This window comes from Mycobacterium decipiens, from assembly GCF_963853665.1.
Lineage (GTDB): Bacteria > Actinomycetota > Actinomycetes > Mycobacteriales > Mycobacteriaceae > Mycobacterium > Mycobacterium decipiens.
In genome coordinates, this window is sequence record NZ_OY970459.1 from 4,938,772 (window position 1) to 4,952,287 (window position 13,516).

Below are 13,516 nucleotides of genomic sequence, written 5' to 3' on the forward strand. Positions count from 1 at the left end.
TGGTGACCCGCAACACGGGCTCAAACGGCCGCTCACGGCTCGCTGGGGCAATCGGGGTCGCCGGGTTAGACTCTAGGCCATTGCGCCGCTGCCTCGGCGTTGTCGGGGGGTTCCCCCACGTTCTCTACCAGGCGCGATAGCCTGCGTCGACCGCTGATCCGCAGCGCGGGCCGGCCTCCGCGGGTACCGATCAGGGTGGGCGCGATCCCGACCCGCATCAGCGCCGACGCCAGCGGCGAATGGGTGTCCGGAGCGTGCGGATCCAGCCCCAGCAGATAGCGATCGGTTTCCGGGCTACCCGCCGCCAGGGTCCATGCGCGCAGCTCGCGGGGGCCGGGCAGCCATCGCGGGGGCACGGTCTTGACCGCACCGCGCGTCCACTCGGCGGCGATGCTGCACAGCGACGGGTCAACTGCCGTCCGCACCAGCGGGGTGTTTTCGTCGGTACGAGCGATCTCGGGTACCAAACCGGCTTCCTGGATCATCTCGGCCAGGGCCGATGCGCGCCAGAGCTCCTCTACGACCACCGACAGGCGAGCGCCGGAACCCACCAGCACGATCTGGCCGGAGGCCGCCAGCACCCCGGAGAGATCCGCGACCGCGGGGGGTACCGACTCCGCGGCGAAGAAGGAAAGCTGGCTCACCTCACCGACAGTAAGCCAGCGAGCCGGTCGGCGGCTTCAGGCATCCGGCGCGCCGGCCACGCGCCGTGCCGAGCAGACGCAAAACCCCCAAAACGGAGCCGTTTTGGGGGTCTTTTGCGTCTGCTCGCGGGTAACTCAGAGCGAGCGGACTCCGGTGGCCTGGGGGCCCTTAGGGCTGTGGCCGATCTCGAATTCGACCTTCTGGTTTTCTTCAAGGGTGCGGAAGCCCGTTCCCTGGATCTCCGTGTAGTGGACAAACACATCCGCGGAACCGTCCTCGGGGGCGATGAAGCCGAACCCCTTCTCCGCGTTGAACCACTTCACAGTTCCCTGTGGCATTTCTCGATCTTTCCTTTTCTTCTGGGTGCGGGGCACCGCCTTTCGGCGCCCCGGGCCAGCTACGACCGCCATACCTAGCCGAGTCGCCGGAACTTCACCCGACCGATAACCTCGCAGGAACCGCGGCCGCAACGTCGATCCTGCGAAAGTTTGACACGAACACAGAAGCTGCGACCGCCAATCAGTCAATCATGTTCGTCGCGTCGGCGACAGCCTGTAACTGTGGACGGATTTGCGAAGGGTTACAAATGGCGAGTTTCGGCAGCGACCTGCTGGCCGCCGCGGTCGCGGGAACCCCGCCGGGCGAACATCCGCTCCGCCATGTCGCCGAGCTGCCACCGCGCAGTGGCCGACCGCGCGGTTGGCCGGAATGGGCCGAGCCCGACGTGGTTGGCGCGTTTGTCGACCGCGGCATCGTCTCGCCGTGGTCACACCAGCTCGAGGCCGCTCAGGTGGCCCATAGCGGCCGTCATGTCGTGGTGAGCACCGGTACCGCATCGGGCAAGTCGCTGGCCTATCAACTTCCGGTGCTCAACACGCTGGCAACCGACCCCCGGGCCCGGGCGTTGTATTTGTCGCCGACGAAAGCGCTTGGTCACGATCAGTTGCGCGCCGCCCACACGCTGGCTGCAGCCGTTCCGCGGCTGGCTGACGTCGCGCCGACGGCCTATGACGGCGACAGTCCCGACGAAGTGCGCCGTTTCGCGCGCGAGCGCTCCCGGTGGCTGTTCTCCAACCCCGACATGACCCACCTGTCGGTGCTTCGAAACCATGCGCGCTGGGCTGTCCTGTTACGAAACCTTCGTTTCGTGATCATCGATGAATGTCATTACTACCGTGGCGTTTTCGGCTCGAATGTGGCGATGGTGTTGCGCCGGCTGCTGCGGTTGTGCGCCCGTTACTCGGCTTACCCGACGGTCATCTTCGCCAGCGCGACGACGGCGTCGCCGGGCACCACGGCCGCAGAACTCATCGGTCAGCCGGTCGAGGAGGTCACCGAAGACGGCTCACCGCAAGGGGCCCGCACGGTGGCGTTGTGGGAGCCCGCGCTACGGACCGACCTGACCGGCGAGCATGGCGCCCCGGTGCGGCGGTCGGCCGGCGCCGAGGCGGCGCGAGTGATGGCCGACCTGATTGCCGAGGGCGCGCAGACCTTGACGTTCGTGCGATCGCGGCGCGCGGCGGAACTGACCGCGCTGGGTGCCCGGGCCCGGCTGGGCGACATCGCCCCGGAACTGTCCGACGCGGTGGCGTCGTATCGGGCCGGTTATCTCGCCGAGGACCGCAGCGCGCTGCACCAGGGCCTGGTCGAAGGCCGGCTGCGCGGTCTGGCCACCACCACCGCGCTGGAGCTGGGTGTGGATATCGCCGGGCTGGACGCGGTGGTGCAGGCCGGCTTTCCGGGGACGGTTGCATCGTTCTGGCAGCAGGCTGGCCGGTCGGGCCGACGCGGGCAGGGCGCGCTGGTGGTGCTGATCGCTCGCGACGATCCGCTGGACACCTATCTGGTCCACCACCCTGGTGCGCTGCTGGACAAGCCGGTGGAGCGGGTCGTGATCGATCCGGCCAACCCCCATCTATTGGGCCCCCAACTCCTTTGTGCGGCCACCGAACTACCGCTCGACGACGCCGAGATCCGATCGTGGGGCGCCGAGCAGGTGGCCGAGGGCCTGGTCGACGACGGGCTGTTGCGGCAACGGTCCGGCAAGTACTTTCCATCACCCGGAGTACAACCGCACGCGGCGGTGGATATTCGGGGTTCGGCTGGCGGCCAGATCGTCATCGTGGAGACCGACACCGGGCGGCTGCTGGGTAGCGTCGGCATCGGTCAGGCCCCGGCGTCGGTGCACCCGGGGGCGGTGTACCTGCACCAAGGTGAGAGCTATGTCGTCGACTCGCTGGATTTCCAGGACGGAATCGCGTTCGTACACTTCGAAGATCCCGACTATGCGACCTACGCGCGTGAGGTCACCGACATCGCGGTCACCGGACCCGGTGAGCGGTTGGCTTTCGGGCCCGTCACCCTGGGTTTGGTGCCGGTGACGGTCACCCATCAGGTCATCGGCTACCTGCGCCGCCGGCTGTCCGGAGAGGTGATCGACTTCGTCGAGCTGGACCTACCGGAACAGGTGTTGCCCACCACCGCGGTCATGTACACCGTCACCGCCGATGCGTTGGGCTGCAACGGCATTGAGGCGCCGCGGATTCCCGGGTCGCTGCACGCCGCCGAACACGCGGCGATCGGGCTGCTGCCGTTGGTGGCCAGCTGCGACCGCGGCGACATCGGCGGCTTGTCCACCGCGATCGGTCCCGACGGGCTGCCCAGTGTCTTTGTCTACGACGGCTATCCGGGCGGGGCGGGATTCGCCGAACGTGGGTTTCGACAGGCCCGCACCTGGTTGCATGCGACGGCCGCGGCCATCGCGGCGTGTGACTGCCCCAGCGGATGCCCGTCGTGTGTGCAGTCCCCCAAGTGCGGTAACGGCAACGACCCGCTGGACAAGGCCGGTGCGGTGCGGGTGCTGCGGATGGTGCTCGCGGAGTTGGGCGACGAGGCGCGCTGAGCCGCCGGACAGCGCACCGTGACCAGCGGTGGAAATCTTGGCGAAACCACGGATGGGCTGCGCCATACCGCGCTACGGTGCAGTCTGCGGAGTACTTCGACGGTGATCCGGGCTCAAGCCGGGTCGTCGAGGCCTAGGGGGGGCTGAGATGTCATTTGTCCTCGCGGTGCCAGAGTTCCTGGGGTCAGCGGCAACGGATCTGGCCAATCTCGGCTCAGCAGTGAGCGCGGCCAACACGGCCGCGGCGACTCAGACGACAACGGTGCTCGCGGCGGCCGAAGATGAGGTATCAGCGGCTATTGCGGCACTGTTCTCCGCTCACGGCCAGAGCTATCAGGCGATCAGCGCGCAGGCCGCGGCGTTTCAAGCCCAGTTTGTGCGGGCCCTGTCCGCAAGTTCGGCGGCCTATGCCAGTGCCGAGGCCGCCAGTGCCGCGTCAATAGCCGACCCGCTGCTCAACGCGATCAACGGCCCGGTTCTGGCGCTGACCGGGCGCCCGCTGATCGGCAATGGCGCCAACGGCGCCCCGGGCACCGGGGCGGACGGGCGGCCGGGCGGCTGGCTGCTCGGCGACGGCGGGGCCGGCGGCTCGGGCGCGGCGGGCCAAAAGGGCGGCAACGGCGGGGCGGCCGGTCTTCTTGGCACCGGCGGGGCCGGCGGGGCCGGCGGGAGCTTAATAGACGGCACCGCAGGAGCGGGCGGGACCGGCGGGGCCGGCGGACTGGTGTCCGGCGACGGTGGGGCCGGTGGCGCCGGCGGGGTCGGCTTCCCTGCCGTGACCGGCGGGGCCGGCGGGGCCGGCGGCACCGGCGGGGCCGGCGGGCTGTTGGGCGGCGGCGGAGCCGGTGGCGCCGGCGGGATCGGCTCCCTCGGGGCCGGCGGAAACGGCGGGGCCGGCGGGACCGGCGGGCTCCTGGGCGGGCTCGTCGGCGCCGGCGGCGGCAATGGCGGTGTTGGTGGCGCGGGGAGCCTTGCGACCGCTGGGGGTATCGGTGGGGCCGGCGGGAACGGTGGCCTACTCGCCGGCGCCGGAGGCGCCGGCGGGGACGGCGGTTTCGGCCAGGCACTACCCGGCGGGGACGGCGGGACCGGCGGGAACGCCGGCCTGCTGTTCGGCGGTGGCGGCGCGGGTGGAGCCGGCGGGTCCAGCGAAACTGCCGGCGGGACCGGCGGAGCCGGTGGCAATGCCGGCCTGCTGATGTCTAGCGGCGGGGCGGGCGGAGCCGGCGGATTCGGGGCAACGGCTGGCGGTGACGGCGGCGCCGGCGGCCGCGCCACGCTGCTCGGCAGCGGCGGGATCGGCGGCGCCGGCGGCGCCAGCGAGACGGGCGTCGGTGGGATCGGCGGGGCAGGCGGCACGGCCGGCTTAGGCATCGGCAACGGCGGGGCCGGCGGGGCCGGCGGATCCAGCACGACCAACAACGGCGGTGCCGGCGGGGCCGGCGGCAACGGCGTGCTGATCGGCAACGGCGGCAACGCCGGCATCGGCGGGACCGGCACGACGACGGGCAGCATCGGCGTTGGAGGCACCGCCGGGTTGCTGTTGGGTCTGGACGGCTTCAACGCCCCCGCCAGCGCCTCGCCACTACACACCCTGCAACAACAGGCGCTAGGCGCGATCAACGCGCCCATCCAGGCAGCCACCGGGCGCCCGCTGATCGGTGGCGGCGCACCCGGGCTGGCCGGCACCGGGGCAAACGGCGCGCCCGGTGGGTGGTTGCTCGGCGACGGCGGGGCCGGCGGCTCGGGTGGGGCGGGCCTGCCCGGCGGTAACGGCGGGGCCGCCGGGTTGGTGGGCGCCGGCGGGTCCGGCGGTGCCGGCGGCAACATCGCGGTTGGTACCGCCGGGGCGGGCGGCGAGGGCGGGGCCGGCGGATGGCTGTCCGGCACCGGCGGGGTCGGCGGCGCCGGCGGAGCCTCATCGAGCGGGAACGGTGGGGACGGCGGGGCCGGCGGGACGAGCAGGCTGTTCGGCGCTGGCGGGACCGGCGGGGGCGGCGGCGCCGGTCTGACCGGACTCGGCGGAGCCGGCGGGGCCGGCGGAGCCGGCGGCCTGCTCGGCGGGCTGGTCGGCGCCGGCGGCGGGGCCGGCGGAGCAGGCGGGATCAGCGACACCGCTGGGGGCGGCGCGGGCGGAGCTGGCGGCAATGCGGGCCTGTTCGGCGGCCCCGGCGGCGCCGGCGGGAGCGGCGGGCTCGGCCCCACCGCCGGCGGGGATGGCGGCACGGGCGGCAGCGCCGGCCAACTGTTCGGCAGCGGCGGGGCAGGCGGCGCGGGCGGAGTCTCGGGGGGCACTGGCGGGGCCGGCGGCCACGGTGGCAACGCCGGCCTGCTGTTCGGCAGCGGAGGGACAGGCGGCGACGGCGGGTTCGGCTCGGGCATCGGAGGTAACGGCGGGACCGGCGGCGACGCGATCCTGCTTGGTTACGGGGGAACGGGCGGGGCCGGCGGAATTGGCACAACTGCAGGCGACGGCGGGGCCGGCGGCAAGGCCGGCTTGCTGAACGGCAACGGCGGGGCCGGCGGCTCCGGCGGCGAGGGTAGGCCCGTCACAGGTACCGGCGGTACCGGTGGCGTCGGGGGCAACGCCCTGGTGATCGGCAACGGCGGTAATGGCGGCAACGGCGGGATCGGGGGACTGGCGTCGGGTGACCCCGGCACCGGCGGCTCCTCGGGCCCGTTATTTGGCGCGGACGGGCTAAGCGGGTTGCCGTAAGCGCCGGGCTCCGCTTGTGGCTTTCGGGACGCGCCCGCCTGCGCCGACAGCGTCGATCCGCAAGTCCGCGGATTCTCGGACGTGCCAGTGAGATCGAGAATCCGGACAAGCCTGGGACGTCTTGGCTGCTAGCGCCATCCGCTGCCATTCACCCCACAGTTTTGGTGGTGGTCGGACACTAGCCCGATTCTCGTGACCCCGTCGGAAGGTGTCACATGTCATATGTCATCGCAGTCCCGAAGCTACTGGGAGCAGCGGCAACAGATTTGACCACTCTGGGCTCGTTGCTTAGCGCGGCCAACGTTTCGGCCGCGGCGACCCAGACAACGGCGGTGCTGGCCGCGGCCGAGGATGAAGTGTCTGCGGCGATCGCGGCGCTGTTCTCCAGCCATGTCCAGGGCTATCAGCGCAGCGGCCGCAAATGGTGCGGCAATTTTAGCCAACCCCCTAGAGCCTGCGCAGCGAGAACTGCTCAACCTGATCAATGCGCCCGGCCTGGCGCTCACCGGACGTCCGCTGATCGGCAAATGACGCCAGCGCGACCCCGGGTACCGGGCAGGACGGCGCGCCCGGCGGCTGGTTATCCGGCGACGGCGGGGCCGGCGGCTCCGGCGCGCCCGGCCTCAACGGCGGGAATGGCGGGACCAGCGGGAACTCCGCTGCCAACTTCGGCGGGGCCGGCGGCCAGGCCGGCCAACTTCTGGGCGGCGGCGGCGCGGGCGGGGCCGGCGGCCAGGGCGGCACTATCGGTGGTGACGGCGGTGTAGGCGGCAACGCTGTGCTATTCGGCAACGGCGGGACCGGCCCGGCCGCGGGCAGCCCTGGCACACCGGCGGCGGCAGCGGGCTGCTGCGGGCCTAGACGGACTCAACGGGTTGCCCTAGCCGGCCAGCGCTGCGTTGATGGCCGATTCGGTGCAGACCCTGCAGCATTAGAGCAGCTCACGCCGTCAACGCGGCCGTCCAGACACAGACCAGGTGCCCGCTGGGCGGCAACGGCGGGACCACCACGATGCCAGGCAAGACCGGAAACGGCGGCAGCGGCGGGGTTGCTATTGGGCCAGAACGGAATCAACGGTTTGCCGTAGCCACCCATGTTGGCGGGCAAGATCGGCCGAACGGGATTGGGGCCGACCACACGGACCTGCACTGCGGACGCCACAACCACGCAATTCCTTGCTACTGAAGGAATGCCGACTGCCATCACACATCGCAACAGACGCTCGGAGTAGTCATCCGATTCGCGTCCCGGCATCGTAGGCGCAACACGAAACTACCTGGCGCCAAGTGAGATACGCAAATCACCAGGCAACATGCTGAAGGCTCCGGCTGGGCCGATCACGGCAACCACCAAGCGGTGGGTCCGGTCAGGGCTGGCTTCCCGGTGGGCCGTCGCCCGCCATCGGACAAGCCGGCGGAAACGGCGGCGCGGGCGGGTACGCCGCCAGCGGCAACAGCGGCGGCACCGGCGGTACCAGCGGCAACGCGGGGCGCCACATCGGCAATAGCCTTCTCGATGTCACCGGCAGCGACCGCACCGGCGGTGAGCGGGACGGCGAGGACGGTTTGACCGGGTTGGCGTAGCTGGCGCCGCCCCACACCCCGCCCCCACACGCATGCGCTGTCCTGCAACGGAATTCCCTCGATGACCACCATCGGCACCCCGGCGTGTCAATGCGGCATCGCGGCCGTAGACTGCTCGCATGACCCACGACTGGCTGCTCGTGGAGACGCTGGGGGACGAACCGGCCGTGGTAGCGCAGGGGCGTGAGCTAAAGAAGCTTGTCCCTATCACCACGTTCTTGCGTCGCAGTCCCTATTTGGCCGCGGTCCGCACAGCGATCGCCGAGACGCTGCAGACCGGCCAGAGCCTGACCAGCATCACTCCCAAGAGCGATCGCGTGATCCGCACCGAGCCGGTGACGATGTCCGACGGACGCGTGCACGGCGTGCATGTGTGGAGCGGCCCTGCCGATGCGAAACCGCCCGAACGGCCGACCCCTGGCCCGCTGAAGTGGGACCTAACCCGCGGCGTCGCCACCGACACCCCGGAGTCTCTGGCCAACAGCGGCAAGAATCCCGAGATCGAGGTCACCTACGGCAGGGCCTTCGCTGAAGATCTGCCGTCACGCGAACTCAATCCGAACGAAACCAAGGTCCTTACCATGGCTGTCAAACCAGAGCCAGGACAAACTTTGTGCAGCACATGGGATCTCACCGATTGGCAAGGAACACCTATCCGGATCGGTTTCGTCGCGCGAAGCGCGCTGGAGCCGGGACCGGATGGTCGCGAGCACCTGGTCGCCCGAGCGATGAACTGGCGTGCTGAGTTCAAGGACCGCGCGGTAGCGGTCGACAACTTGGCGCAGCGAATCCTCAACGGGCTGGCGCAGGCCGGGGTCCACCGGGCGCTCATCGATCTAAAAAGCTGGACCCTGCTGAAATGGCTCGACGAGCCCTGCTCCTTCTACGATTGGCGGGGCAGCGCGGCCGAAGGGCCACGGCTACATCCCGACGACCAGCACGTGATCGATGCCATGATAAAGGAATTCGCCAACGGATCAGCCTGTCATGTATTGCGGCTGCCCGGGCACGACGTCGATTGGGTGCCGGTCCATGTCACCGTCAACAGGATCGAGCTCGAACCGGATACCTTCGCCGGATTGGTGTCCCTGCGATTGCCCACCGATGAAGAACTCGCCGATGCGGGGCTGTCGAAAGCAACTGACGACACGACCTAATCGCCAGGCCGAGATCAACTCACCACCGGCAGCAGCCGATCCGCGGCCAACGATAGCCGCTGCCTGCTGAGTTCGGGCCACGCCTGCACCGCACAGAATGGCGCGCACTGGTCCCGCGACGAACGGGTGCCGACGTGCACGCAGCACTGCATCAGCCGCTCCTCGATCATCGTGGCGATGTCCATGAACGGCTTGACGGTGATCCGGACGACACGCTCGCCGAGTAGCCGCCTCAGCTTCCGCCGACCCCCGGGCAGTGCGGTGGACGCCAACGTCAGCAAGGTCGACATGCCCAGATCGCAGTTCGCGCAGATCAGTCGCCACACATCAGACATCTGCGGGTGCGACAACGACGACTGCTCCGAGAGCAATCCCAGCAATGATTCCCGCAGCGCCAGCTGCAGTTCACTGGGAATGTCGCTGTCCGCAATACGGTTTGCGATCAGGCCGAGCTTACTCTTGAGGTTGTCGTGGCCGATCAACGCGACCAGTGAGCGCCACCGCCCGCTGTCGTCACGAAGTAAGTATCCGACTGAACAACAATGCGGGTGTGAGCACGGCAGCGCGGTCAGATCCCGCCAGGTAACCAGGTTGTCGGTCTGTGGCCCCAACCGCTTGAGCACACCCGTATGCGTAAGCCGATTGTCCGGGTCGATGAATCCGGAACGCCCTGAACCGAACTGGGGCTGAATGCACAAACCGCCCACATAGGGCGTCCGCAAAGCGAGGCGAACGACATCGCCGATCTCGTCGTCATTGACACCCAGCGCCGCCGTCATCACCAGGGTGGTGAAGATTTCCCGTTCGGACAGTCGTCGCAAGGCGTCCCGCTTCATACGGCGAAGGTCGCCGCCGCGATGGTACCGGTGCGCGGCCAGCGACAGCCCGTCATACTGCAGGTACACCTCGACCCGCTCCCGATTCTCAGTGAGCACATCGAGCAAACCGTCGTCCTGAGCAACTCGTAAGCCATTGGTGTTCAGAAGTATTCGAGTTATCGGTCGCGCGCGCAGTTCCGCCAGCAGCTCTGGCAACTGTGGGTGCAGGCTGGGCTCGCCACCGGAGAGCATCACCACGTCGAGGCGGCCATTCTCCCGCTCAAGCCGCTGGTCGACGTTGGCAAGCACATCGCCGACGGCGACGACATTGCGCAGGTCCGGCGAGGAGTCGGCAAAGCACGTCGGACAGCGCAGGTTGCAAGTTTCAGCGATGTCTTGCAGCAGTATGCAGGTGTGCTGTGTCTGCATCTGCGGCAGCCCACGCAGATACGCATGCGGGATCGGGTCGAAATTTTCCGGAACATCTGCAACGTGCGCCTTCGTCGGAGCCGTCCATTCCTCAAGGTAAGCAAGGATTTCCGGGTCTTCGTCGTAAAGCGTGCGGACCAGTCCGTGCGTAGGGCAGCCACGCTCCAGCCAGATCAGCCCGTCTCGTTCGGCCAACCAGCCGCCCAGCCGTGCAACATGATCCAGCGGCCGGTTCGGATCATCGGCGTGGCATCGTGGGCAGAAAGCGTTGACATAGCGATGAATACGATCGCCCCGCAGTCCCATGCCGGTCATTGGGCTGCCCCATACAACGTGGGATTCACTCCGGTACAGAAGCCGACAGTGAGGATTGACGTAAGCGCCCAGCCGATCATCAAACCCATGCCTATTCCCTTCGCCCACGGGTTTCGGAGCGCGATCAGTACAGCACCGCCACCAAATGCGATCAGCCCCAGCGCAACGGCTCCGATGGCCGTAGCTGCCCCGGGAGCGATGGCTTGGGCAAGCCCGAAGAACACCATGAGCGCGATAATCAGATTGATGCCGAAATAGATGAATACGCCGACCACCGCCGCCCCGAAGATCTCTGAAGCGGACATGCGCGGTGGCGGATTCCAGTAGGGGTCGGGTTGGTTCTGATAGTAGGGGGAGCCCGGCGGCGGCCAGCCTTCCGGAGGCATCCCCGGCGGTGGGTTCGTCATGTCGACAACGCCTGCCGATTTAGGAATGTGTCGTAGTAGCCACGGCGGTACCCGTAGCCCAACCGGACGGCGATGACGGCAATGGACGGCAGCAGAAACCATTGCGGCCGCGTCAAACCCAGCCACACGGTCTCGTTCGCCCGGACAAACTCGACAAAGAACCGGAACACCGCATAACTCGCGACGTAGAGAACGAACAACTCACCTGGTTGTGTCACCCGATTGCGCAGCCACAGCAGTACGATGAACGCGGCCAGCTGAAACCCGATCTCGTAGAGGAACGACGGATGCATCGCGGCGCCGCTGAGGCAGCCGGGACATTTTGGCGTCGTTCCCGGGGCGTGGACACCCCACGGCAGGCTGGTCGGCCGTCCTGGCGCCTCGGTGAGGTGACAGCCGATGCGGCCGATCGCCATTCCCAGTGCGACCGCCGGGGCGAACAAGTCACCGGTCTTGCCCGTGTAGCCGCCGATGCGCTTGGCCATCAGGACACCGACATAGGCACCCAGCAGGCCACCCAGGATGCTGCGGGACCCAAATTCCCAGGCCTGCAACAAGGTCGGGTTCAGCCGGACGTCGATGTGCGCTGCCCAGCCGGACAACCGCATACCGATTGCCCCGCCGACCAGGGCACCGGTGACCGCCACCAGCGATTGGTCGTTGACCGCACCGCGGCGCCGCGCTTCGCCGATGAAGACGATCGTGGCGGCCAATACGCCCAACCCCACGAACACGCCATGCACCGGCAGCACCAGCGGCCCAATCCGCAGCTGCGGAACCACCCCGACAGCGTATATGTCTGCGGCAGAAACACCCTTGTTCTGCCCACACTCGCGATACGGTGAGCTGCTGACCCGCATCGGTATGGCGGGGATGGGAGGTGTCAGGTGTCGTTTGTGATCGCGGCGCCGGAGCTGCTCAGCGCGGCCGCGACCGACTTGTCGAAGCTCGGTGCCGCGCTCAACGCGGCCAATATCGCCGCGGCGACCTCCACCACGACGGTGCTGGCCGCGGCCGATGATGAGGTATCGCAGGCTGTCGCGGCGCTGTTCGGCGCCAACGCCCAGGCCTACCAGCGGATCAGCGCGCAGGCGACGGCGTTCCATGACCGCTTCGTGCAGGCCTTGACTGCGGGGGCGGGCGGCTATGCCAGCGGTGAGGCCGCCAATCTTTTAGCCGTGCTCGACGTCGTGAATGCGCCCACCCAAACGCTGTTGGGGCGCCCACTGATCGGCAACGGGGCCAACGGCGCGCCGGGGACCGGGGCTGACGGCGGACCCGGCGGGATCTTGATCGGCCAGGGCGGGGCGGGCGGATCGGGCGCGCCCGGCCAGGACGGCGGCAATGGCGGGGCCGCCGGACTTCTCGGTAACGGCGGGGCCGGCGGGGTCGGCGGGTTCGGCCTGCCGGGTGGACCGGGCGGGTCCGGTGGGAACGGTGGACCCGGCGGGTTGTTCGGCAACGGCGGCAACGGCGGCATTGGCGGAGGCTCGTTGGATGGCAACGGCGGGACCGGCGGCGCCGGAGGGGCCGGCGGGCTGTTCGGCTCCGGCGGCAGGGGCGGGGCCGGCGGGGTCAGCGCCCTCCTCCTCGGGGGAACCGGCGGTTCCGGCGGCGCGGGCGGCCTGCTCGGCGCCGGAGGTGCCGGCGGCGACGGGGGACAGTCGGACGACGCCACCGGCGGCGTCGGTGGAGCCGGCGGCCGTGCCGGCTTGCTCTTCGGCTCCGGCGGCAACGGCGGTGAGGGCGCTAGCGGCGGTCAGGACGGTGGTGTCGGCGGGCCTGGCGGGGCAGGCGGGCTGTTCGGCGACGGCGGTGAGGGCGGGGACGGTGGAACCGGTTTCGCCGCCAGCGGCGGCGTGGGCGGAGCCGGCGGAGCGGCCGGGCTATTCGGCTCCGGCGGGCACGGCGGGCACGGCGGGCACGGCGGCGCCAATGGTGGGGCCGCCGGGGACGGCGGACGCGGCGGCGCGCTGTTCGGTCCCGGCGGGGACGGTGGCGGCGGCGGCAACGGCCAACCCGACACCGGCGGGGCCGGCGGAGACGGCGGGGATGCGGGGCTGTTCGGTGCGGGCGGGGCCGGCGGAGACGGCGGCGTCGGCCACAACAGCGGCGGAGCCGGCGGAGACGGTGGTGGCGGTGGCATGCTTTCCGGCCGGGGCGGGGACGGCGGAGACGGCGGCGTCGCCGGGCTCACCGGCGGGGCCGGCGGGGCCGGCGGAAACGCCGGGCTGCTGTTCGGCGACGGCGGTGAGGGCGGAACCGGCGGGTGGGGCGGATTCAGCGTTGCCGGCCATGGCGGGGCCGGCGGAATCGGCGGCAACGCCGGGCTCATCGGCAACGGCGGCAACGGCGGCGCCGGTGGGATCACCTCGGCCCCCGGCAGCACCGGTGGTGACGGTGGTAACGGCGGCAAAGCCTGGCTGGTCGGTAACGGCGGTAACGGCGGCAACGCCGGGCCCGCCACCATCCCGGGCGGCGTTGGCGTGGGCGGGACCCGGGGCCGGCTGCTCGGCGCCACCGGACTGAACGGGTCCGCGTAGC

At 69.8% G+C, this 13,516-nt stretch carries 12 protein-coding genes and 1 pseudogene; 7 read left to right on the forward strand and 6 right to left on the reverse strand.

Going from position 1 to position 13,516, the window contains the following annotated elements:
- Positions 1-65 precede the first annotated feature (65 nt).
- A complete protein-coding gene (locus tag AADZ55_RS21760; protein WP_085325229.1) occupies positions 66-644 on the reverse strand; it encodes a hypothetical protein in 579 nt (192 codons plus the stop codon).
- 135 nt (positions 645-779) lie between these two features.
- On the reverse strand, positions 780-983 hold the full coding sequence (gene cspA, locus AADZ55_RS21765) for a cold shock protein CspA (protein ID WP_003419650.1): 204 nt from the start codon (positions 981-983) through the stop codon (positions 780-782).
- Positions 984-1,231: 248 nt separating this feature from the next.
- Between cspA and AADZ55_RS21770 the strand changes: the two genes are divergently transcribed.
- From AADZ55_RS21770 to AADZ55_RS23680, 5 genes and pseudogenes are all read left to right on the forward strand, one after another.
- A complete protein-coding gene (locus tag AADZ55_RS21770) occupies positions 1,232-3,547 on the forward strand; it encodes a DEAD/DEAH box helicase (protein ID WP_085325228.1) in 2,316 nt (771 codons plus the stop codon).
- 148 nt (positions 3,548-3,695) lie between these two features.
- Positions 3,696-6,263, forward strand: a complete 2,568-nt coding sequence (locus tag AADZ55_RS21775; protein ID WP_341286239.1) for a PE family protein — start codon at positions 3,696-3,698, stop codon at positions 6,261-6,263.
- A gap of 215 nt (positions 6,264-6,478) precedes the next feature.
- Positions 6,479-6,622: pseudogene (locus AADZ55_RS23670) on the forward strand (PE family protein); the annotation flags it as partial.
- Between the two features lie 31 nt (positions 6,623-6,653).
- The gene (locus tag AADZ55_RS23675) at positions 6,654-6,794 is read left to right on the forward strand and encodes a hypothetical protein (protein ID WP_242670390.1); all 141 of its coding nucleotides are present in this window, start codon (positions 6,654-6,656) and stop codon (positions 6,792-6,794) included.
- Entirely contained in the window at positions 6,791-7,030 is a 240-nt protein-coding gene (locus AADZ55_RS23680; protein ID WP_242670389.1) for a hypothetical protein, read from the forward strand. Before AADZ55_RS23675 ends, AADZ55_RS23680 begins: the two co-directional genes overlap by 4 nt.
- Positions 7,031-7,600: 570 nt before the next feature.
- On the opposite strand, the gene AADZ55_RS21785 is transcribed toward AADZ55_RS23680, so the two are convergent.
- Entirely contained in the window at positions 7,601-7,918 is a 318-nt protein-coding gene (locus tag AADZ55_RS21785) for a hypothetical protein (RefSeq protein ID WP_085327626.1), read from the reverse strand.
- Between the two features lie 47 nt (positions 7,919-7,965).
- Here AADZ55_RS21785 and AADZ55_RS21790 point away from each other — a divergent pair, with 47 nt between their 5' ends.
- Positions 7,966-9,003, forward strand: a complete 1,038-nt coding sequence (locus AADZ55_RS21790; protein WP_085327625.1) for a PAS domain-containing protein — start codon at positions 7,966-7,968, stop codon at positions 9,001-9,003.
- Positions 9,004-9,017: 14 nt separating this feature from the next.
- Here the strand turns inward: AADZ55_RS21790 and AADZ55_RS21795 are convergent, their stop codons facing one another.
- Genes AADZ55_RS21795 through AADZ55_RS21805 form a run of 3 tightly spaced genes read right to left on the reverse strand, consistent with a single transcriptional unit; the run spans position 9,018 to position 11,754 of the window.
- The gene (locus AADZ55_RS21795) at positions 9,018-10,556 is read right to left on the reverse strand and encodes a radical SAM protein (RefSeq protein WP_085327629.1); all 1,539 of its coding nucleotides are present in this window, start codon (positions 10,554-10,556) and stop codon (positions 9,018-9,020) included.
- Positions 10,557-10,561: 5 nt separating this feature from the next.
- Positions 10,562-10,972 carry a hypothetical protein gene (locus tag AADZ55_RS21800; RefSeq protein ID WP_085327624.1) on the reverse strand — a complete coding sequence of 137 codons (411 nt, stop codon included), beginning with the start codon at positions 10,970-10,972 and terminating at the stop codon, positions 10,562-10,564.
- Positions 10,969-11,754, reverse strand: a complete 786-nt coding sequence (locus AADZ55_RS21805; protein WP_085327628.1) for a prolipoprotein diacylglyceryl transferase — start codon at positions 11,752-11,754, stop codon at positions 10,969-10,971. Before AADZ55_RS21805 ends, AADZ55_RS21800 begins: the two co-directional genes overlap by 4 nt.
- Before the next feature lie 105 nt (positions 11,755-11,859).
- Between AADZ55_RS21805 and AADZ55_RS21810 the strand changes: the two genes are divergently transcribed.
- Entirely contained in the window at positions 11,860-13,515 is a 1,656-nt protein-coding gene (locus AADZ55_RS21810; protein WP_341286240.1) for a PE family protein, read from the forward strand.
- Position 13,516: the final 1 nt, after the last annotated feature.